Origin of the sequence: Microbacterium daqui (assembly GCF_050408675.1) — a bacterium.
Lineage (GTDB): Bacteria > Actinomycetota > Actinomycetes > Actinomycetales > Microbacteriaceae > Microbacterium.
The window spans coordinates 15740-36544 of the sequence record NZ_JBNTKF010000024.1 but is presented as its reverse complement, the minus strand read 5'-3'; the positions used below and the strand labels follow the sequence as shown (position 1 = coordinate 36544).

Sequence of the window (20805 nt, the reverse complement as noted above, 5' to 3'; positions counted from 1 at the left end):
CGCCTGGTACAACACCGAACGTGTCTCACTCACGCTCGAGGGCATGAGCCCAATGGAATATCGCGCTCATGCCCTCGCAGCGTAATGCTTTAATTAAGTTGTCCAACTTCCGGGGAGCAGTTCAAATCATCCGGTGGTCGCCCTTTTCGGGTTATTAGTAGCTGGCGCGGGTGGTGTCGTCAGCCTTCGGAATAAAGCGGGCCGCGAGGGCTTCGGAACCACGGGCAAGAATCGAGACGTCTGCGGCGACAGCAACGAAGGCTGCGCCGTCGGCCATGTACTGCTCAGCCGCTGCCGGGTCGAACGCGTTGACGCCCACGGGCTTGTCCGCCGCACGCACCGCGTCGAACGTGCGGTTGACGGCGGCGACAACGTCAGGGTGCGTCTGCTGACCGAGAAGGCCCATCGAGGCCGCCAGGTCAGAAGGGCCGACAAAGACGCCATCGACACCATCAACGGCGGCAATTTCGGCGGCGTTTTCGACGGCCTCAGCAGACTCCACCTGCACGAACAGTGACACGTGGTCGTTCGCATTTGCGAGGTACCCGTCGACGCGGTTCCACCGGGCCGAGCGCGACAGCGCAGAGCCCACCCCACGCACACCCTGCGGGGGATACCGCACCGCCGACACCACGGCTCGCGCCTGTTCGACGGTATTTACCATCGGCACGAGTACGTTCTGGGCGCCGATGTCGAGTACCTGCTTGAGGATGACGTCATCGCCATACGGCACCCGCACGAGCGGAGATACCGGGTACGGGGCGACGGCCTGCAGCTGGTGCAACACAGTGTCGAGCGAGTTCGATGAGTGCTCCATGTCAATCAGCAGCCAGTCGACACCGCTGCCGGCGAAGATCTCAGCGACCAGGGGAGACCCCGAGACAACCCACAAGCCCACCAATGAGCGGTCGCTCTTCGCGAGCGCCTCAGCAAATGTCGGGTCTAGACGAAGCGACATGTAATGGTTCCCATCGGTCCGTAGTCGGCCAGCACGCTGTCGCCCTTCGACACCCACATCGGGCGCGTGAACGATCCTGCAAGAATGATCTCGCCCGCCTCGAGGCGGCTGTCGTGCTGGTGGAACTTGTTCGCCAACCACGCCACACCGGTGGCCGGGTGGTTGAGTACGCCCGCCGCGACGCCGGTCTCTTCAATCGTCTCGTTGCGATACAACAGCGCCGACACCCAGCGCAGATCGATCGCGTCCGGCGCCATCGGGTTGCCGCCGATCACCATGCCGCCGTACGCGGCGTTGTCGGAGATCGTGTCAACGATCGTGCGGCCCTCGAGCTGAATGTGCGAGTTGAGTACCTCGAGAGCCGGAACCACATATTCCGTTGCACGCAGCACGTCAAAGATGGAGCAGTTGGGGCCTTCGAGCGGAGCCTTCAGCACAAACGCGAGCTCCACCTCGATGCGGACATTGGAGAACTTGTCGAACGCGATCTGCGACCCGTTTTCGTACACGGTGTCATCAAACATCACGCCATAGTCAGGTTCGGTGATGCCCGTTGCCTGTTGCATCGCCCGCGATGTCAACCCAATCTTGCGACCGACCAACCGCCGCCCAGCGGCCACGTTCTTGTCACGCCACACGCCCTGAATCGCGTACGAGTCTTCGACCGTCGCATGCGGGTATCGCGCCGTGATGCGCTCAATCACCCCGTGGTTCCGATCAGCCTCCGCCAATTCCTCGGCAATGGCCTCAATCTCATCCTGCGACAACATTCTTCAATCCTTCCCCATAACCTGTCGCCCCGCCCGCTCAACGACCGGGTGGTGGCTGTTGAGCGGAGCAGGAGCAGCGGTGGCTGTGACTAGAGCTGGTTGCCGAGCTTGTATTCGCCCTGCTTCCACTCCGGCATCTCGGTCTCATCTTCGACGCGGGTGTAGGAGAAGCCGTCGGCGCCGATCGTGACCGCCATTTCTGACGAGTCGGTGCGGGCGACGACGGGCTGGGGGTTGCCGTCGAGGTCGAGCACGAGCGAGCCGTCGGTGTACCAGGACGGGACGACGGGGTTGCCCCACCAGTCGCGGCGCTGGTTGTCGTGGACGTCCCACGTGATGACGGGGTTATCGGGGTCGCCGGTGTAGTAGTCCTGCGTGTAAACCTCGACACGGTGACCGTCGGGGTCACGCAGGTAAAGGTAGAACGCGTTGGAGACACCGTGGCGGCCGGGGCCACGCTCGATGGCGTCGGAGCGGCGGAGGGCACCGAGCTTGTCGCAAATCGCGAGAATGTTGTGCTTCTCGTGGGTTGCGAAGCAGACGTGGTGCATGCGGGGGCCGTCGCCACCGGTCATCGCGGTGTCGTGCACGGTGGGCTTGCGGCGCATCCACGCGGCGTACACCGTGCCCTCTTCGTCTTGGATGTCTTCGGTCACGCGGAAGCCGAGGTCCTGCATGTACTTGACGGCGCGGGGGACGTCTGGCGTGATCTGGTTGAAGTGGTCCAGACGCACGAGCTCACCGGGGATGTGCAGGTCGTAGCGCCATGACATGCGCTCCTGGTGGTCGGACTGGAAGAAGAACTCGTACGGGAAGCCGAGCGGGTCAACAACGCGCACCGAGTCACCGATACCGTCAACGAAGCCGTTCGGCTCGCGACGCACGTCGCAGCCGAGCTCGGTGAAGAATGCGACGGCAGCATCAAGGTCTTCGGGCGTGCGCACGCGGTAGGAGAACACGCGCACAGCCGCAACGTCACCCTTACGCAGGATGAGGTTGTGGTGGATGAACTCCTCGGTCGAGCGCAGGTAGATCGCAGTGTCGTCTTCCTTCGTCACGTACAGGCCGAGGATGTCGACGTAGAACTGGCGGGAGGCCGCCAGGTCGGTAACGATGAGCTCCATGTACGCGCAACGCAGGATGTCGGGCGGCGAAGCTTGGGGCGTGGCGACCGGGTTGTCGGTCTTGATCTGTGACTCCTGGGATACCCAGAATCCCGAGGAGGTCAGCGTCATATTGTCGCGGTGAGTCATGTCAGAGCGTCCTTGCTTTACTGCTTGCCGAAGGTGGGGTTGTGCGGTTCGCCCAGCGTGATGTGGACGGCCTGCTGGTCGGTGTAGAAGTCGATCGAGCGGTAGCCGCCCTCGTGACCGAGGCCGGAAGCCTTGACGCCACCGAAGGGGGTACGCAGGTCGCGCACGTTGTTGCTGTTGAGCCACACCATGCCGGCCTCGATCGACTGCGCAAAGTTGTGGGCGCGCTTGAGGTCGCTGGTCCACACGTAGGCGGCGAGGCCGTACTTCGTGTTGTTTGCCAGCGCGAGTGCCTCTTCGTCGGTGTCGAACGGCGTGATCGCGACGACCGGTCCGAAGATCTCCTCCTGGAAAATGCGGGCGTCGGGTGCGACGTCAGCAAATACCGTCGGGGCGACGTAGTTTCCGGTGGGGAAGCCCTCGGGGCGGCCGCCGCCAGCAACCAAACGGCCCTCGGTCTTGCCGAGCTCGACGTAGCTCATGACCTTTTCGTAGTGCTCCGGGTGCACGAGCGCGCCGACCTCGGTGGTCGGGTCTTGCGGGTCGCCCACCTTGATGCGCTTGGCCTGAGCGGCATAGCGCTCCACGAACTCGTCGTAGACCTCGCGCTGCACGATGATGCGTGAGCCAGCTGTGCAGCGCTCGCCGTTCAGCGAGAACACGCCGAAGATGCAGGCGTTGATCGCCTCGTCCAGGTCAGCATCGGCGAACACGATCGCCGGGCTTTTGCCGCCAAGCTCCATCGACAGGCCCTTGAGGTAGGGCGCTGCGTTGCCGAAGATGATCTGGCCGGTGCGGCTCTCGCCGGTGAAGGAGATGAGCGGAACCTCGGGGTGCTTGACGAGGGCATCGCCAGCGTCTTCGCCGAGACCGTTGACGAGGTTGAAGACACCCTGGGGGAGCCCCGCCTCTTCAAAGATGCCTGCCCACAGCGACGCCGACAGCGGCGTGAACTCGGCGGGCTTCAGAACGACGGTGTTACCGGTCGCCAGCGCGGGGCCCAGCTTCCACGACTCGAGCATGAAGGGCGTGTTCCACGGCGTGATGAGACCGGCGACACCGATCGGCTTGCGGTTCACGTAGTTCATCTGCTTGCCCGGAACCTTGAACGCGTTGTCGTGCTGCGCCACGATCAGGTCGGCGAAGAAGCGGAAGTTTTCGGCGGCACGACGAGCTTGGCCGAGGGCCTGCGTGATCGGCAGACCCGAGTCGAAGCTCTCCAGCTCCGCGAGGCGCTTGTCGCGCGACTCGACGATGTCAGCGATCTTGTGCAGAATGCGCGAGCGCTCGCGGGGGAGCATCTTGGGCCACGGGCCCTCGGTGAAGGCGCGACGCGCGGCAGCGACGGCCTTGTCAATGTCGGCCTTCTTGCCGGCGGCAGCCTGCAGGTAGGTTTCGTTGGTTACCGGGTCGAGCACGTCAAACGTGTCGCCATCTACCGAGTCAACGAACTGGCCGTCGATGTAGTGCTGAATGCGTGCCGGCAGGTCGGCCGGGATGTGGCGTTCGGTCATGGTGTCCTCAGTTCTGTACGGTGAGGCCGCGCGCTTCGCGGTAGGCCTGAAGGGTGTGCCAGCGGTGTGCCCTGGCGGCTTCTTCGATCTCGCGCGGGTCGGCGCCGGTGCGGATCAAGCGGAGAATTTCGCCGTGTTCGGCGACGGAGTGGCGTGCGCGGCCGGGAACGAACGCGAACGTCGAGTCACGAAGCCCAGCGAGGCGCACCCAGTCGCGCTGCACGAGTTCGACGAGGTGTGCGTTGGGGCACACCTCAAACAGGGTGGCGTGAAACTGCTGGTTCAGAATCGTGAAGGTGTGCGGGTCAAAGTGGTCCAGCAACGCCTCCATACGTTCGTTGATGGCGGCGGCACGAGCGAGCGTGGCTTCGTCGAGCAGGCGAGCGCTGAGCGCGGTGGCAGCGCCCTCGATAATGCCGAGTGACTCCATCGTGTTGACGTAGTCGGCAGCGTTCACGAGCGTCACTTTCGCACCCACGTTGCGCTCGAAGGTCACGAGTCCTTCGGCTTCGAGGCGACGAATCGCTTCGCGCACCGGAACCACGCTCATCTCCAGCTGATCAGCAATGGTTCCGAGCACCAGACGGTAGCCCGGGCCGTATTCCTGACGGTTGATGCGCTCGCGCACCCATTCGTAGGCGCGCTCCGACTTGGAGCTCGCGCTGGGGACAGCGTCCTCGCCAGCGATTGCGAGGTTAGGCACCATGCTCAGCCTCGTATCGTGCGCGCCATTCGGCGTTCATGGGAAAGAGGCCGTCGACGGGGTGCCCGGCGGCAACCTGCTGTGCGATCCAGCCGTCTTCGTCCTCCTGGGCGAGGGCGTCGTTGACGACTTCTTCGACCATGGCGGGCGGAATCACAATCACGCCGTCGCTGTCGCCGACGATGATGTCTCCGGGCTGTACCGTGGTTCCGCCACACGCAATCGTGATGTCGTGGTCGAACGGCACGTGCTTGCGGCCGAGCACCGCGGGGTGGGCGCCGTTCGAGTAAATCGGTAGGCCAACCGCCTGCACGGCGTCGAAGTCACGCACGCCACCATCGGTCACGATGCCGGCGGCGCGGGCCGCATTGGCGCGGATCGCGAGGATGTCGCCGAGCGTGCCTGAGCCCTTTTCGCCGCGCGCTTCGATGACGAGAACTTCACCCTCGCGCACGGCGTCAAACGCCCGCTTCTGGGCGTTGTAGCCGCCACCGAGGGTCTTGAACAGGTCTTCGCGGTTGGGCACGAAGCGCAGCGTCTTGGCGGTGCCGACGAGCTTCGCGTCGGTGTGCATCGGGCGCACGCCGTCGATCGTGACGTTGTTGAGGCCGCGCTTGCGCAGCTGAGCCGAGAGCCCGGCGACCGGCGTACGCATGAGCTTGTCGTAGAGCTCTGCGCTCAACGCGGGCTGTGGTTCCGCCATGCCAGCAGCCTCGCGCGAACCCCACGCTTCGATACGCTGCGTGTCGTCGACGGCGGGGAGTGAGCCGAGCGTCGCGTCGAACTCGACGGTGCCCTGGGTGACGGTGGTGGTGAGCTTGCCGCTGGTCAGTTCGGTGCCGGGAACATCGATTTCGATGTCAACGACGTCGCCCGGAACCACGACGGAAGACCCCGCGGGGGTGCCGGTGAGAATAATGTCGCCACGCTCCAGCGTGAAGTGCTGCGAGAGGTCGGCGATGAGCTGCGTGAGTGGGAAGAACATTCCCGAGGAGTTGTCGTCTTGCGCGATGGTTCCGTTGACCCACGCGCGGACGCGGATGTTTGTCGGGTCGACGGCGCGGGAATCGATGAGTTGCGCGCCGATCGGGGTGAAGCCATCGCCACCCTTGTTGCGCACGTTGGAGCCCTTGTCGTTAGCACGTAGGTCGTAGAGACCGAAGTCGTTCGCGGCGGTGATCCAACCGACCGCGTCCCACGCGGTGTCGCGCGTGAGGTTTCGGGCGTCGGTGCCGATGACGACGGCGATCTCAGCTTCAAAGGCGAGAAGTTCAGTGCCGGCGGGGCGCACGATTGTGCCGCCGGTCGGAGCAACAGAGGAAGACGGCTTGAAGAAGTACGACGGGTGTGCCGGCTTTCGACCACGCTGTGCAGCGCGGGATTCGTATGCCAAGTGCACGGCGATGATCTTGCCCGGGCGCACGGGGAGGGCGGCGAATCGAGGATCGAGATCCGTCATGAGTTGTGCTCCTTTGCAGGGCTTAGCGGGCCAGGCGAACTTGCCTTTGCGAAACTCACCCTTGAGTCATATCTGAAATCGTATATCATCATCACAAGCCCGGCAATGGTTACCCGACTTTACGTCGCCGGCACATGACAAAGGAGTCCCCCCCATGAGTGCAGACAATGGGTCAGCGCTAACCCCGACAGGCACAATCTCCAGCCCAGCTGATCGTCGCCGCGTCGTTCTTGCAACCGTCGTCGGAACCGCCATCGAGTGGTACGACTTCTTCACGTACGCGGGCGCAACTGCTCTCGTGTTTGTTCCGCTGTTCTTTGCGGGCGCTGGTGAGCAGTTTGCCGGCGTCGTTGCCTTCCTCGGTGTGGGCCTCAGCTTCCTGTTCCGCCCGCTCGGCGCGTTCTTGGCCGGTCACTACGGCGACAAGCTTGGTCGCCGCAAGGTGCTGATGATCACGCTCATTGGTATGGGTGCGGCGACCGCACTTATCGGTGTGCTGCCGACGTACGCGACGATTGGTATCGCGGCTCCGATCCTGCTGCTGACGCTGCGCGTCGTGCAGGGTATTTCGGCCGGTGGCGAGTGGGGCGGCGCCGTGCTGATGGCCGTCGAACACGCGCCGAAAGACAAGCGCGGCCTGTTCGGTGCAGCGCCGCAGATCGGTGTACCGCTGGGTCTGCTGCTCTCGTCCGGCGTCCTGGCAACGATGCGCGCCATTGCTGGTGAGCAGGGCTTCCTGGAGTGGGGTTGGCGTGTGCCGTTCCTGCTTTCGGTGGTCTTGATCGGCGTCGGTTACTGGATTCGCCGTGGCGTCGAAGAAAGCCCGGTATTCGCTGAGATCGCGGAGCGTGCTGGTCAGACCCGCACCCCGATTGTGCAGCTGCTGAAGAAGCACCTGATTCTGGTGCTCATCGCCGCCCTCGTCTTCGCCGGTAACAACGCTGTCGGCTACATGACCACGGGCGGCTACATCCAGCGCTACACGACCGACCCGAAGGGAACGGTTCAGGCCGACGCGACGATCATCCTCTGGATCGTTGCCGCCTCCGCCGTCTCGTGGCTGATCTTTACGTGGCTCGCTGGCTGGCTCTCCGACAAGATTGGCCGCCGCAACACCTACATCATCGGGTGGATTATTCAGCTCGTGGGTGTGTTCACACTGTTCCCGCTGGTCAACACCGGTTCGCTCGTGAACATTGCGCTCGCACTGATCTTCCTCACCGTTGGTCTCGGCCTGACGTACGGCCCGCAGGCTGCGTTCTACACCGAGCTGTTCCCGGCGTCGATTCGCTTCTCCGGCGTCTCGATCTCGTACGCGATCGGTGCCATCCTCGGTGGTGCGTTCGCGCCCGCCATTGCTGAGGCGATTGTGAAGGCAACCGGTTCGACCGAGAACGTCACCTGGTACCTCGCCGGTATGACGATCATTGGTTTGATCGCGACGCTGCTGTTGAAGGACCGCGCCCGCATTCCGCTGGGTCCGGATGCTGAAGAAGAGCAGTCGGTCAGCCCGGTCTACGGCCTGTCGAAGGCATAACGCGCCACAGAAGACGCCCCGACCCGGTCATTTCGATCGGGTCGGGGCGTTTCGTCGTGAGTTACTGAGCGCGGTCAGATTCGGGAGCGGGGGAGTTCAACGCGAGCAGTGCCGCAAAAACACCCCACAGGATCGCGAGCGGCATGGCGGTGTCTTTACCGTTCCACGAGCTCGATTGCCACATCGCGAACCACTCCGAGCCGATCACGATGAAGCCAATGAACCAGATCGCCAGGCCCACGCCGTACGCGGCATAGCCCCACGTGCGGGCGCGGTCATACGTGGCGGTGTCGGCGCGACGGCTCATGAAGAGCTTCACGCCACCGATGAGACCGAGGGCGGCAAATGCACCCTCAGCCACGATGATGCCGATGTAGCCCACCATCCAAACCCATGGTTCCGTGATGGCGCGCCACATCAGCGCGTTGCCTTCGAAGGTCGTGTCCATCGATAGCACGTGCTTCACGAACTGATAGTTCGAGTCGAAGTCCATGAGGTTTCCCATGAACACGAAGAGCCCATAGAGGCCAGCACAGAACACAGTGAACGCCTGCAAGAGGCGAAGCGGATGATTCATTTGGCTACCTTTCGTGTGAACACCAAATCAAGATGGGGATGTATGTCTGACTCAAAGTGGAGAGCCTGCACAAACTCCCATCCGTCGGTCGCACGCGCGCGAATGACGTCACGGTAATCGTCGTCGTACCGAAAACCAGTGCGAATACGCGCTGCTGGAATCCGTACAAATTCGTACTCTTGCATGTCGCGACCTCCTGTGAGGCCACCTTGGCAGGGGAGAAGGCCCCCGTCAAGCCCAGTATCGAACGCTAGCGAGTGTTCTCCGACACGATCGTGGGCGACGCGTTCACGCGGATAATCTCCTCCTGATACGGCGCAATGATGGTTCCGGAAATGCGGCAGTCCAGCATCAAAAACTTGCGCTCGCTCGGGTCGAGCTTGACCCACTCGGCCAGGCGATCGAGGTCGGCGAGCTCGCGCACGACGACACCTTCGGCACCGACGGCCTCGGCGAGACCCGCGAAGTTCACTTCGGGAATCAGCATCGGCCCGGTCGCAAGGCCCTTGAGGCCGTACAGGTTGACCTCGGCACCGTACGCGGCGTCATTCCAAATCACACCAATGCCGTGGCCGGCAGCCGCGCGTACCGCTGACTCGAGGTCGGCGAGCGCCATCAGTCCGCCGCCATCACCGGAGTTGAGGACAACGGTGGCAGAAGGCTTTGCGCGGGTCGCGCCGACGACGCTGGGGAACCCCATGCCGATCGACTGGTACGCGGTGCCGATCATCATGTGGCGATCGGGAGAGGCGACGGGCCAATACATGTTGCCCCAGCCGAGGAAGTGCCCACCGTCGGTCACGACAACGCGGTCTTCGGGCAGGAGTTCGGCCAGACGAATCGCAAGCGAACGCGGGTCGAGGCGGCCATCGGGCGCCTGCGCGTCGCCGGGCTCCCGCTTGAGCGCCGCGGCAATGTTGACCTGCTCGCGCCAGGGCTCACCGGTGCGCTCACCGAGCTGTGCGGTGAGGGCGCGGGCGACAATGGCGGCGTCGCCGCGGATGAAGGAACCAACGTGCGGGTGCGTTGCGGAGGGTGCGGTGTCGACCTGAATCACCGTGGTACCAGGAGCGAAGAGCTCACCAAAGCGCATCGTGAACTGGTTGAGGCCGGCGCCGAAGACCACGGCAACGTCGGCTTCGCGAACGAGTTCCATGGCACCTTCGGCGCCGAAACCGCCGGTTACACCGAGGTCGTACTGCTGCTCGGGGAAAATGCCGCGGCCGAGGGCCGTGGACGACGTCAGCGCACCCGTTGCGGCGGCAAGCTCACCGAGCGCAACGCCTGCGTCGGCAAGCCACGCGCCGACACCGGCGAGCAGGTACGGCTTCTTCGCGGTGGTCAGGGCTGCGGCGGCAGCGGCAACGTGCGCGTGCATGACCTCGCCCCGCACTTCGATCGCTGCGGGGCGGCGCAGTTCGGGGAGCGGCGGGACCTCGCCGGCTTCAGTCGCCGAGACATCGTAGGGGAGCGCCAAGACCACCGGCACGCGGAAGTTGAGGGCGTGCTCAATCGCAATGATCGTCGTGGCGGCAGCATCGGTGCGGCCCACCGTATAGGTGCGCGCGCCAACGCCGGCGGCAAGGGCGATCTGGTCAACATCCCACGGGCGAGGGCCGCTCGTCGGCTCATCGCCGACCACGAGCACAAGCGGAATGCGTGCCTGCGCCGCCTCGGCAAGACCGGTCAGCGTATTGGTGAAGCCAGCGCCATACGTTGCGGTGGCGACGGCCAGCCCGCCGCCAGCGCGGTAGTACGCGTCAGCGGCGACCACGCCACCCATTTCATGGCGAACAGCGGTGAACGTGACAGACCCGGAGCGCTCCAGCGCATCCAAGAAGTAGGCATTGCCATTGCCCATGACGCCGAAGATGTGATCGGTGTGGGCGGCCAAAGCGTGCGCAACGTGCGCAGAAACGGTAGACATACGGCTCCTGAGACAGAAACGGAAAAAGGTGAACTGATCCGTATATGTCTCGCGCGATCGTCGGCAGTGGCGGTCGGCTGAGTGCCCATTTTTCGAGCACCGGGGCATGAAGCCCGGACTCATTCACTATAGAGGACGAGCCCGGAAACGACAGTGGGGGTGCGGATCGAAATCCGCACCCCCACTGGGAAACGTGTTTACTTGTTCCAGATCACCGGGTTGTCGTTGAAGTCGGTGTCGTACGGCTCAAACGTTGCGCCGCCGATGTCACCCGTGTCGGGGCCAGCGACGATGTAGCAGAACGTCTGCGGCGTACCTTCGTCGAACGAAGCGTCGAGCGATGACGTGTCACACGGCTCGAACGAACCGATGATCGAAACGGTCTGCATCGAGCGACCATCGGCGTCGACGGCGCCCATGTCGCCGTAGAGTGCCTGGTTCGCGAGCTTGCCGCCCGCCACGTCGACCTTCTTAGCCTCAACCGTGATGTAGTACGGGGTGTAGCCCTCAAGCTGTGCCTGGAAGTCAGCGCCGACGACTGCGAAGTGATCGATCGACGCCGGCGTGATGCTCTTCACGGTGATGCCGACCGGCTGAGCCGGAACGTCTTCTGACGGCTGCCACGAAACAATGGCCTCTTCGCCAACGGCAACCGTGGTTCCGGGAGCCGCGGTGTCGCCGGTAGCGCCGCCGGTCTCTTCTTCAGCCTCGGGAGTTTCCGTCGGTTCTGCCTCGTCGGTCGGCTCGGGCTTCTCGGTCTCCGGTGCCGACGACGAAACCGGCTTCTCGGTCTTTTCCGGCTCTTCTGCGGACGACGAGCACCCAGCGAGTCCGAAGACGAGTGCAAGTGCGGCAACCGATGCGAGTGCAGGCTTGTTGATAGTCATGTGAAGTTCCCCCCCTCAGGAATCACGAAATGAACTCCTCCACCCTGCGCGAGGTTTCTGAGCACCCTCTGCGAATTTGGGCGCTGGCGGCGGCCGCAACCGCGAAAAATCAGGGGGAGTGGAGGCAGTGAGAATATTCTCATGCGATTTGAGCACTCTGGTTTGGGCGGTAGCGGAACCATCGGCACGCGCTGAAAAGGAGCGAAACGGCGCGGGATGATGCGTAAAGAACGACGGTTCTTAACGAAGAATCAAAAGAGATAAACCTCATTTCCTGTTTTGGCAATGAGAGCGGAGCGCGCGAATTTACCCTGGTATTGCGGGTGCATATCTTGGTGCTCGCCCCATTACGACCGCGAACCGGTTGAACTGCAAGGACGCGCATGAACGATTTCGACGCCCACCAGAAGTCTTGGAACAGCAACGAAGAGCTGGCCGAGCGAATGATTCCGCACATCGGTGCCCTGCACCGTGACCGCGGCGTCGTGACTTCTATCCACGGTCAGCGCCTGATGGGTCTGTCGACCACCGGCATCATCGAGGCTCACGAAAAGGCCAGTCAGCTCGGCCACAGCGAACTCGCCCTTGACGAGACGCTTGCCGTTCTCGAGCAGATTCGTGAACTTTCACCGCACACCGCATCGATCGACGTTGCTCGACTGGTGAGCGAGCGTCCCGCTGACACCGAGCTCGACGGTTACCTGCGTGAGCAGCTCGCCGAGGTTCTCACCGGCACCGACCGCGCACCCGAGCGTGACGTTGTGCTCTACGGTTTCGGCCGCATCGGTCGTCTGCTTGCGCGCATTCTGATTTCGCACGCTGGTGGCGGCACCGGCCTGCGCCTGCGTGCGATCGTCGTGCGCAAGGGCGCAGACAACGACATTGCCAAGCGTGCTTCGCTGCTCGCTCGCGACTCTGTGCACGGACCCTTCGAAGGTTCCGTCACCGTTGACGAAGAAAAGAACCAGATCATCGCCAACGGCGTACGCGTTCAGGTGATCTACGCGAACGACCCGGCCGCCATCGATTACACGGAGTACGGCATCGAAAATGCGATCGTCGTCGACAACACGGGCCGCTGGCGCGATGAGGAGGGCCTCAGCCAGCACCTCCAGTCGACCGGTGTGTCGCGTGTGCTGCTGACCGCCCCCGGTAAGGGCGCGATCAAGAACATCGTGCACGGCATCAATGACTCGTCGATCACCGACGCTGACGCAATTGTGTCGGCAGCATCCTGCACGACGAACGCGATCACGCCGGTGCTTGCCGCGATTGACGAGGCCTACGGCATCGTGCAGGGTCACGTTGAGACGGTGCACTCGTTCACGAACGACCAGAACCTCATCGACAACTTCCACAAGGGTGACCGTCGTGGCCGCTCGGCCGTGCTCAACATGGTCATCACCGAAACCGGTGCCGCTAAGGCTGTGTCGAAGGCGCTGCCGCAGCTGGAAGGCAAGCTGACTGGTTCCGCCATCCGCGTTCCTACCCCCGACGTTTCGCTCGCCGTGCTGCACTTGACGCTCGAGCGCTCGGCTGACCGTGACCAGGCCAACGACTACCTGCGCCGCGTTTCGCTGCACTCGAAGCTACGTCAGCAGATCGACTACGTCGAGTCGGCTGAAATCGTGTCGACCGACTTTGTGGGCTCGCACCGCGCCGGCATCGTTGATGGTCTCGCGACGATCGCGAACGACAAGACGATGATTCTCTACGTCTGGTACGACAACGAGTACGGCTACTCGCGTCAGGTAATCCGTGTGCTTGAGCGCATGGCTGGCACGCACCCCGTTGTGCTGCCGCACCGTCGCGACGTGCGTCTCGAAGGCTAATTCCGTTCGTGCTGTGTGATGCTCCCGAGTCTGTGGCTCGGGAGCATCACTATTTTGGCGAGCGGAACCGTTGAGCAGTGTCGGGGGTGCCGCTTAGGGTAGGCGGCATGACCGATGTGTTGCAGCAGCGCCTCGCGAGTCACCTTCTGGGCGGGGTGCGCGGGGCGACGCTGGTCGACACTGCACGGCACATGATGGCGACGCAGGCGCAAGAGCTGTGGGGTGGCAAGTTTGCGCTATCGGTGCGCACGGCTGGTGCGCCCTCCGCACGCGAGGTCGATGCCGCTTTTGATCGCGGTGAGCTGGTGCGCACGTGGCCGTTTCGCGGCACGCTACACATTCTGGCCGCGACAGATGTTGAGTTTGCGCTGACGGTCGCACGCGATCGGGTGGTATCGCGGGCGACGGAACCACACCGCCGCCGGTTGGGGTTGGCGGCTGACGACTATGGTCGCGCCGAGCGCATCGTGCGCAAGGCTCTCGCGTCGGGTCCGCTGAGTCGCAGTGAGGTTTTCGACGCGATGGCTGCGTCGGGTCTCGACCCGGCGGGCAACCGGGGGACGCACCTGATCGTCGCGATCGCGTTGCGCGGGGTCGTGCACTGGGGTCCGACGGTGCTGCACGCTTCGGGCAGCGCGTCGCAACAACTCTTGAGACTCAACGATGATTTGCCGGCGCAAGCACCGGTTCCGCAGCAGTGCAATGCTGAAATGTATCGCCGATACCTGCGCGGGCATGGGCCCGCGACGCCCGAGGACTTTGCGTGGTGGAGCGGGTTCACGCTCACCCAGGCGCGGGCCGCCGCCGCGGAGATTACCGGTGAGGTTGATCTCGATGGCGAGGTGAGGCAGAGCCTGCGTGAAACGCCCGGTGGGGTCGTTCCGGTTGCCGCCGAACCAGAGCAGCTGCTGCCCTCGTTTGACGAGTACTTTTTGTCGTACCGGGATCGCGTGTTGACGTGCGCGCCCGAATTCGTGAGCGCCGTCGGCCCGACGAAAAATGGCATGGTCGCCCCGATTCTGGTGCGTGACGGCGTCATCATCGCGACGTGGAAGCGCGACGGAACCATGGTTCCGTTTGACGAGTCGCTGTCTGCGGCAGAGCGGGAGGCTGCGCTGGCGCGCTACCGCGCGCACATCGCGTAGTTCGAGGCGCTACGAAACGGTGAGGGCCCGCCGCCCGAAGACTGCGATGGCGAGGGCGATGGCAATGATGCCGGCACCGATGAGACCGGCACCTGCATAGCTTGCGCCCATCACGATCATGCCGCCGAGCGCGCCGCCGGCACCGATGCCGAGGTTGCACATTGCGTTGATCCAGGCGCCAGCCATTTCGGGGTTGTCTTTGCCGACGCGCACCAACACGTTTTGGTACGTCGAGTTCACGGGGCCGAAGGCGCCTGTCCAGAGGAACACCACGATAAGCAGCGGCCATAGTGCGGGGTACGCGATCGCGATGCTCGCCTGCAGTGCGACGAGAGTTGCGGGCACGATCACCATGAACGCGAAGGGGCGGTTGTCGAGGTGGGGTGCGACGACGCGAATGCCGATGAACCCGGCGATACCGAAGGCGACCAGTGCGGCGCTGAGCCACGCCTTCGGGAGGCCCGCGTCGAGGAGCATCGGGCTGACGTAGGTGTAGAGCGTGTAGTAGCCGAGAAAGCACAGGCCGGCGAGGCCCGCGATGGTGATGAGGCGGCCGCCGCCGGGAACAAACTGTTTGCCAGCTTCAGCGTCGTGTGACACCGGTGGCAGCAGGGTCATCGCCATGACGCCGCAGAGGCCGACCAGAATGCCGAGGCTCGCAAACGTGAAGCGCCAGCCGATGAGTTCACCCAGGGCCGTGCCTGCGGGCAGACCCAGGACGATGCCGATGCTCGTACCGGTCGCCACCAGGGCAATAGCGCGACCCGTTTGACCCTCTGGCGCGATACGCGCGGCGTAACCGATCACGACGGCGAAGAACAGGGCGTGGGCGAGCCCGCCGAGCGTGCGGGCAGCGACGAGGACCTCGAAGGAGCCAGCAACCGAAGCCCACAGATTCGACGCGCTGAAGATGCCGAGAGTGACGAGCAGGAGCGGCTTTCGAGCGACGTGACGGGTGAGCCGGGTGAGTGGCACCGATGACACTGCCACCAGACCCGCGTACATCGAAACGAGCAGGCCAGCGGTGGCCTTGTCGACGCTGAACGCCGTCATGATGTCGGGCAGCAGGCCGATGGGGGCGACCTCGATGGTGATCGCGCCAAAGACGGCGATGGAAAGAACGGTGAGACCGACCCAGGCAGGCTTCGGCGACACGGTGCTCCTGCTGTTCTGGTCGCCCAGATGCGACTGACCTAGCCTACTCGGCAGGCCAGCTCCATATCGCCGGACGTCGTCACATGCGTGTATTTAACCTCGGGGTGCAAATGCTTTGCGACAGCAATCACATCGCCCCATTCGTCGGGCGTACCACCGCGGGCCCGGTCAATGACGAGGCAGTCTGGTGCCGGGTTCTTGTTGCCGAGCCAGAACACTTCGTGATCATCGACGAGGTACGACATGATGCCGATGTCGGTCTCGACAGTCGCGCCAGCGGGAATATTCGCGATGATGGCCGCCGTGTCGTCGGCGCGCGTGGGCCGCTCCCGCGCTCCGGGCCCCAGAGGATCAGCGAGCGGGAGCTGCGGCAACAGCATGACCGCGACCGTCACCGCGACGGCGACGCCGTGCTTCGCATAGCGCCGCAGGAGTGGCCAGTCGCTGGCCGAAGCACGCCGAATGCCGTCAAGAAGCACGGCGAAGGCAATAGGCATCAGCACAGTGCTGTAGTGCCAATCGGGCCCCCAATAGCCGTGGTTCGTGGAGAGAAAGCGCCACGCGAGGGTCGGCAGCATGATCGCCGTGAGTGGTGAGAACACCAAGAAACCTGCGGTCGTTGCCAATAGCAACAGCACGGTGTGAATCTTGCCGTCGGCAAACCAGGTCTCGGGGCTCGCGAGGAAGCCACCCGGCGAAGCGTTCGATCCGTACGCCCACGCGCCGTCCGGGTTGAGGAGGGGTAACACGACGAAGATCGCAATCGCGAACCATGCGACGCCCCACAGCGCGAGCCACAGTCCGCGAATTGTGCGCTCTAGGTAGGCGATCACGAGACCGATCACGAGCACGGTGAGCCCGAGGTCTTCTTTGACGAAGACGAGCGGGGCCGCCCAGAACACCGCCGCCTTGTAGCGTTTCTCCACGATCGCGCCGGTGGCGCCCGTGAGAAGCGGAACCGCGAGTGCGATTTCATGGAACTGCGCTTCGACCGCGTATTGCAGACCCCAGCTCAAACCGAAGGCGCCGCCGAGGAGTACGCCACTCAGGCGCGAGTGCAGCACGCGCGTGGCTATCGCGGTAAACATACCGGCAGACGCACCAAAGCAGAGCGCCTGAATGACCAGCAGCGTGAATGCGTGCGGGAAGATCGCGAAGATCGGCGTCAACACCGCGAGCAGCGGGTGGAAGTGATCGCCCAGGAGGTTGTACCCATCGCCTTTGACGCTGACGATCGGTTCGTGAAACTGCGAGTACTGCTGCAACAGCTGCGTGAAGATACTGAGATCCCACGACTTGACCGCGATCTGACCCCACTGCCACGCCGAGTACCAGATGTACAACGCCGAGACGACTGCGGCCACCGCAAGCGGCAGGGCCCACGGCTGAAATCGACTCGCGCCGCCTCGTGTGGGGGTGGCCGGTGCGGTGTCGGTCGCGGTCATCTCAACAATGTACCGTCACACTTTTCTGGCTAGCCGTTGTGGCGGTCGAGGAACTCGTAGACTTCGCTGTCGTCGACGCCGGGGAAGGCGCCGCGGGGGAGCGGCGAGAAGATGTGCGTGTGTACGCGAGCGCTCGGCCACGCTTTCCCCTGCCAGCGGGTCGTGAGATCCGGGTTGGCGCGGCGGCAGCACGACTCATCAGGGCACGTCGATACGGCGCGGGCCTGGGTCTCGCGGCCACGGAAGTACTTCGCGTCGTCGAACGGCACACCAACAGTGATGGAGAAGTCTCCATCTTTGGACGAACCGGTTTGCGTGGAGCACCAGAAGGTTCCGGCCGGCGTATCGGTGTACTGGTAGTGCTCGATCGTGCGGTTCGTCTGCTCGAACGCGGTGCGCGCCGAGAACTTGCGGCACACGATCTGGCCCTCGACGGATCCGGTGACGTCTTCGGGCAACGGCAAGCCGTCGTTCTCGTAGACGCGAGAAATGGCGCCGGAACCATCAACACGAAGGAAGTGCAGTTGGATGTCGAGGTGCGTGGTTGCGAGATTCGTGAGGCGCAGACCAGCGGCTTCGTGCGTGACACCGAACGCGTCGCGGAAGTCTTCCACCGCGAGGTTGCGATCCTTCTTCGCCTGCTGCAGGAAGGCTGTCGCGGCGGTCTCTGGCATGAGGCAGCACGCGGCGTAGTAGTTGATCTCCAAACGCTGCCGCATGAAGTCGGCGTAGTCCGTCGGCGGCTTGTGGCCGAGCAGACGATGCGCCATAGCCTGCAACGCCATGGAGCGGAGGCCGTGACCACCAGGAATGGAGGAGGGCGGCAGGTAAATGCGGCCGTTCTCAATATCGGTGATCGAGCGGGTGGACTCCGGGAGGTCCGAAACATAAATGAGCTCGAAGCCGAGCTGTTCGGCCATCAGGCTCACCGAACGGTGGCTGAGGGCACCGGAGACGTGTCCGGCCAGCTTGAGCTGCTTCTCAGCGAGCTTCTCAATGTCGGGGAGGTAGTTGTTCTTCTCCCGCATACGCAGACGCTGTTCGGTGTTCGCACGACGTGCTTCTTCTGGCGTGGCAATCGCTTCGCGCTCGCGGCGGTGTAGCTCTTGGTGTAGACCAAGCACGGCTTCGATGGTCTCGTCGCTCATCGACTTTGATACGCGAACGGCCGGAATACCGAGCTGACGGAAGACGGGAGACGTCTGCGCCTTTTCGAGTTCAATCTCGAGAGCAGCACGACGGTTTGGTGGCTCGCCGGAGATGAGATCGGTGACCGCCGTGTCGGTGGCTTGCGCAATCGCCTGCAGCAGCGAGAGCTTGGGCTCACGCTTACCGTTCTCGATCAGACTGAGCTGCGAGCCCGCAACGCCGACCTTGGCGCCGAGCTCATCAAGCGTGAGACCCATTTCTAGACGGTGGTGCCGAATGCGGTGGCCCAGCGTCGCGAGTTCAATGGCGGATGGCATGTCTTGAGTATATGTAAAGAACGGCGATTCTTTCACCCCGATTTCGCCGAAAGTAATGCAATCGGTCACGCATTCTTGATTGAGGAGTTACATTCCGCAACCCAAGGAGAAGTTTTTATGGCTCTTGCTGAAGCCTTCGGAGCTCGCCCGACGCCGGGAGCGCACCTCGCGCCCGCGCGCTCATTCGGACAGCGTCCCGAATATTCGGGAGAGGCGTTTGCTGAGCTTGTTTCCTGGGTTGACGAAGTTGCTGCCCTCCTCAAGCCCGACGCCGTCTTCTGGGTTAATGGTTCCGCTGAAGAGAACCAGTACCTGCTTGACCTGCAGGTGAGCGAAGGCCGCCTCATCAAGCTTAACGAAGAACTGCGCCCGGGTTCTTACCTTGCACGTTCCCACCCGAGCGACGTCGCTCGCACCGAAGGTCGCACCTTCATTGCCTCCGAGCGTGAAGAAGACGCCGGACCCACCAATAACTGGGCAGACCCGGCCGAAATGCGCGCCAAGATGACCAGCCTCTTCGACGGCGCCATGCGCGGACGCACGATGTACGTGGTTCCGTTCTCCATGGGCCCCGTTGGCGGCCCGTTGTCGCAGATCGGCGTGCAGGTCACTGACTCCACGTACGCTGTCGTCTCGATCGAGATCATGACGCGCGTCGGCAACGATGTCGTGCGTGAAATCGCGAACGGTCAGGAATGGGTTCGCACCATTCACTCCGTCGGTGCTCCGCTCGAGCCGGGCCAGCAGGACGAAGCGTGGCCGTACAACGACGACAAGTACATCGTTCACTACCCCGAGGCTCTCGAGGTGCACTCGTTTGGTTCGGGATACGGCGGAAACGCGATTCTGGCCAAGAAGTGCTTCGCGCTGCGCATCGCGTCGGTTCTCGGCCGTGACAACGGCTGGCTCGCCGAGCACATGCTGCTTATTCGTGTCATTAACCCCGAGGGTAAGAAGTTCCACGTGGCTGCGGCATTCCCGTCGGCCTGTGGCAAGACGAACCTCGCGATGCTGCGCCCGACGATCCCCGGCTACACGGTCGAGACGCTCGGTGACGACATCTCCTGGCTGCGCCCCGGCAACGACGGTCGTCTGTGGGCAATCAACCCGGAGGCTGGCTTCTTCGGCGTAGCACCCGGCACCGGTGAGTCGACCAACGTCACCGCCGTTGAAACCCTGTGGGGCAACACCATCTTCACGAACGTGGCCCTGCGCCCCGACGGTGACGTGTGGTGGGAAGGCCTGACGGACGAGGCTCCGAGCGAGCTCACCGACTGGCAGGGCAACCCGTGGACGCCTGACATGGAACACCCGGCCGCGCACCCGAACTCCCGCTTCACGGTGTCGGCAGCGCAGTGCCCGCAGATTTCTGAGGACTGGGACGCACCGCAGGGTGTGCCGCTCGACATCATCCTGTTCGGTGGCCGTCGTGCCACGAACGTTCCGCTCGTCGTTGAGGCAACCGACTGGACGCACGGCGTCTTCCTCGGCTCGACCATTTCGTCGGAGCGCACCGCTGCAGCCGAAGGCCTCGTTGGTGAACTGCGTCGCGACCCGTTTGCGATGTTGCCGTTCTGCGGCTACAACATGGCGGACTACTTCGGTCACTGGCTGAAGGTTGGCGCTTCGCTGCGCTTCGACCGTGCCCCGCGCATCTTCCAGGTCAACTGGTTCCGCAAGGGCACCGACGGTCGCTTCCTGTGGCCCGGTTTCGGTGACAACTCGCGTGTCATCGACTGGATCATTCGTCGCTTCGAGGGCGAAGTTGAGGCTGTCGACAGCCCGATCGGACGCCTGCCGAAGACCGAAGATCTCAACCTTGACGGCATCGAGGTGTCGGAAGCGGACCTTGCTGAACTGTTCGACGTGAACGCTGCTTCGTGGGCACACGAAGCAGACCTCACTGAAAAGTTCTACGAGACGTTCGATGGTCGCGTTCCGGTGGCACTCACCGACGAACTCAACGCGCTGCGCACCCGCTTGGGGGCTGCCTCCGCATAAAGACTCGTGCAGGTGTCTCACCCTTGCTCCGGTGATGAGATACCCGCACGGAAAAACGTGGCAACGAGCTCGCCTTGCTCCGGTTGCAGCTCAGCGCCACGGGAAACGATTCGCGTCGGTGGGTCGCCTTGCTCCGGTTAGGCCCACCGGCGCGAATATCTTGTTCTACGTCTGTT

The 20805-nt window shown here is 63.4% G+C and carries 17 protein-coding genes; 5 read left to right on the top strand and 12 right to left on the bottom strand.

Annotated features, from left to right (window positions below; all coding sequences use genetic code 11):
* The coding region (locus ACQUSY_RS11745; protein WP_428903460.1) for an IS3 family transposase at nt 1-85 on the top strand (85 nt) is incomplete at its 5' end.
* Nucleotides 86-154: 69 nt separating this feature from the next.
* On the opposite strand, the gene ACQUSY_RS11740 is transcribed toward ACQUSY_RS11745, so the two are convergent.
* The 6 genes from ACQUSY_RS11740 to ACQUSY_RS11715 form a co-directional block, all read right to left on the bottom strand.
* Complete coding sequence (locus ACQUSY_RS11740) at nt 155-958, bottom strand: HpcH/HpaI aldolase family protein (protein WP_428904662.1); 804 nt, start codon at nt 956-958, stop codon at nt 155-157.
* Nucleotides 943-1728 carry a 2-oxo-hept-4-ene-1,7-dioate hydratase gene (gene hpaH, locus ACQUSY_RS11735; protein WP_428904661.1) on the bottom strand — a complete coding sequence of 262 codons (786 nt, stop codon included), beginning with the start codon at nt 1726-1728 and terminating at the stop codon, nt 943-945. Before hpaH ends, ACQUSY_RS11740 begins: the two co-directional genes overlap by 16 nt.
* A gap of 89 nt (nt 1729-1817) precedes the next feature.
* Nucleotides 1818-2981, bottom strand: a complete 1164-nt coding sequence (gene hpaD / locus ACQUSY_RS11730; protein WP_428904660.1) for a 3,4-dihydroxyphenylacetate 2,3-dioxygenase — start codon at nt 2979-2981, stop codon at nt 1818-1820.
* 17 nt (nt 2982-2998) lie between these two features.
* A complete protein-coding gene (gene hpaE / locus ACQUSY_RS11725; protein WP_428904659.1) occupies nt 2999-4495 on the bottom strand; it encodes a 5-carboxymethyl-2-hydroxymuconate semialdehyde dehydrogenase in 1497 nt (498 codons plus the stop codon).
* 7 nt (nt 4496-4502) lie between these two features.
* A complete protein-coding gene (locus ACQUSY_RS11720) occupies nt 4503-5201 on the bottom strand; it encodes a GntR family transcriptional regulator (protein WP_428904658.1) in 699 nt (232 codons plus the stop codon).
* The gene (locus ACQUSY_RS11715; protein ID WP_428904657.1) at nt 5191-6657 is read right to left on the bottom strand and encodes a fumarylacetoacetate hydrolase family protein; all 1467 of its coding nucleotides are present in this window, start codon (nt 6655-6657) and stop codon (nt 5191-5193) included. The genes ACQUSY_RS11720 and ACQUSY_RS11715 overlap by 11 nt, the downstream gene beginning before the upstream one ends.
* A gap of 154 nt (nt 6658-6811) precedes the next feature.
* Here ACQUSY_RS11715 and ACQUSY_RS11710 point away from each other — a divergent pair, with 154 nt between their 5' ends.
* Nucleotides 6812-8194 carry an MFS transporter gene (locus ACQUSY_RS11710; protein ID WP_428904656.1) on the top strand — a complete coding sequence of 461 codons (1383 nt, stop codon included), beginning with the start codon at nt 6812-6814 and terminating at the stop codon, nt 8192-8194.
* A gap of 61 nt (nt 8195-8255) precedes the next feature.
* On the opposite strand, the gene ACQUSY_RS11705 is transcribed toward ACQUSY_RS11710, so the two are convergent.
* The 3 genes from ACQUSY_RS11705 to ACQUSY_RS11690 form a co-directional block, all read right to left on the bottom strand.
* Complete coding sequence (locus tag ACQUSY_RS11705) at nt 8256-8771, bottom strand: DUF2165 family protein (protein WP_428904655.1); 516 nt, start codon at nt 8769-8771, stop codon at nt 8256-8258.
* Nucleotides 8772-9021: 250 nt separating this feature from the next.
* Nucleotides 9022-10698, bottom strand: coding sequence for a thiamine pyrophosphate-binding protein (locus ACQUSY_RS11695; protein ID WP_428904653.1), 1677 nt, complete (start codon nt 10696-10698; stop codon nt 9022-9024).
* A gap of 197 nt (nt 10699-10895) precedes the next feature.
* Nucleotides 10896-11585, bottom strand: a complete 690-nt coding sequence (locus ACQUSY_RS11690; protein ID WP_428904652.1) for a hypothetical protein — start codon at nt 11583-11585, stop codon at nt 10896-10898.
* 383 nt (nt 11586-11968) lie between these two features.
* Between ACQUSY_RS11690 and ACQUSY_RS11685 the strand changes: the two genes are divergently transcribed.
* Both ACQUSY_RS11685 and ACQUSY_RS11680 read left to right on the top strand, forming a co-directional pair.
* Nucleotides 11969-13417, top strand: a complete 1449-nt coding sequence (locus ACQUSY_RS11685; protein WP_428904651.1) for a glyceraldehyde-3-phosphate dehydrogenase — start codon at nt 11969-11971, stop codon at nt 13415-13417.
* 107 nt (nt 13418-13524) lie between these two features.
* On the top strand, nt 13525-14562 hold the full coding sequence (locus ACQUSY_RS11680; RefSeq protein ID WP_428904650.1) for a winged helix DNA-binding domain-containing protein: 1038 nt from the start codon (nt 13525-13527) through the stop codon (nt 14560-14562).
* A gap of 9 nt (nt 14563-14571) precedes the next feature.
* On the opposite strand, the gene ACQUSY_RS11675 is transcribed toward ACQUSY_RS11680, so the two are convergent.
* From ACQUSY_RS11675 to ACQUSY_RS11665, 3 genes are read right to left on the bottom strand one after another with little or no spacing between them, the layout of a single operon-like run.
* Nucleotides 14572-15717 (bottom strand): MFS transporter, encoded by a 1146-nt coding sequence (locus ACQUSY_RS11675; RefSeq protein WP_428904649.1) that lies wholly within the window; start codon nt 15715-15717, stop codon nt 14572-14574.
* 38 nt (nt 15718-15755) lie between these two features.
* Nucleotides 15756-17162, bottom strand: a complete 1407-nt coding sequence (locus tag ACQUSY_RS11670) for a DUF2079 domain-containing protein (protein WP_428904648.1) — start codon at nt 17160-17162, stop codon at nt 15756-15758.
* Nucleotides 17163-17191: 29 nt separating this feature from the next.
* Complete coding sequence (locus ACQUSY_RS11665; RefSeq protein WP_428904647.1) at nt 17192-18628, bottom strand: helix-turn-helix domain-containing protein; 1437 nt, start codon at nt 18626-18628, stop codon at nt 17192-17194.
* A gap of 117 nt (nt 18629-18745) precedes the next feature.
* Between ACQUSY_RS11665 and ACQUSY_RS11660 the strand changes: the two genes are divergently transcribed.
* Nucleotides 18746-20629, top strand: coding sequence for a phosphoenolpyruvate carboxykinase (GTP) (locus tag ACQUSY_RS11660; protein WP_428904646.1), 1884 nt, complete (start codon nt 18746-18748; stop codon nt 20627-20629).
* The last annotated feature ends 176 nt before the right edge of the window (nt 20630-20805 follow it).

Bases quoted from the DNA above. Each gene is read 5' to 3' on its own strand.
- ACQUSY_RS11740 (WP_428904662.1), bottom strand. From the start codon at position 958: ATGTCGCTTCGTCTAGACCCGACATTTGCTGAGGCGCTCGCGAAGAGC.
- hpaH (WP_428904661.1), bottom strand. From the start codon at position 1,728: ATGTTGTCGCAGGATGAGATTGAGGCCATTGCCGAGGAATTGGCGGAG.
- hpaD (WP_428904660.1), bottom strand. From the start codon at position 2,981: ATGACTCACCGCGACAATATGACGCTGACCTCCTCGGGATTCTGGGTA.
- hpaE (WP_428904659.1), bottom strand. From the start codon at position 4,495: ATGACCGAACGCCACATCCCGGCCGACCTGCCGGCACGCATTCAGCAC.
- ACQUSY_RS11720 (WP_428904658.1), bottom strand. From the start codon at position 5,201: ATGGTGCCTAACCTCGCAATCGCTGGCGAGGACGCTGTCCCCAGCGCG.
- ACQUSY_RS11715 (WP_428904657.1), bottom strand. From the start codon at position 6,657: ATGACGGATCTCGATCCTCGATTCGCCGCCCTCCCCGTGCGCCCGGGC.
- ACQUSY_RS11710 (WP_428904656.1), top strand. From the start codon at position 6,812: ATGAGTGCAGACAATGGGTCAGCGCTAACCCCGACAGGCACAATCTCC.
- ACQUSY_RS11705 (WP_428904655.1), bottom strand. From the start codon at position 8,771: ATGAATCATCCGCTTCGCCTCTTGCAGGCGTTCACTGTGTTCTGTGCT.
- ACQUSY_RS11695 (WP_428904653.1), bottom strand. From the start codon at position 10,698: ATGTCTACCGTTTCTGCGCACGTTGCGCACGCTTTGGCCGCCCACACC.
- ACQUSY_RS11690 (WP_428904652.1), bottom strand. From the start codon at position 11,585: ATGACTATCAACAAGCCTGCACTCGCATCGGTTGCCGCACTTGCACTC.
- ACQUSY_RS11685 (WP_428904651.1), top strand. From the start codon at position 11,969: ATGAACGATTTCGACGCCCACCAGAAGTCTTGGAACAGCAACGAAGAG.
- ACQUSY_RS11680 (WP_428904650.1), top strand. From the start codon at position 13,525: ATGACCGATGTGTTGCAGCAGCGCCTCGCGAGTCACCTTCTGGGCGGG.
- ACQUSY_RS11670 (WP_428904648.1), bottom strand. From the start codon at position 17,162: ATGACCGCGACCGACACCGCACCGGCCACCCCCACACGAGGCGGCGCG.
- ACQUSY_RS11665 (WP_428904647.1), bottom strand. From the start codon at position 18,628: ATGCCATCCGCCATTGAACTCGCGACGCTGGGCCACCGCATTCGGCAC.
- ACQUSY_RS11660 (WP_428904646.1), top strand. From the start codon at position 18,746: ATGGCTCTTGCTGAAGCCTTCGGAGCTCGCCCGACGCCGGGAGCGCAC.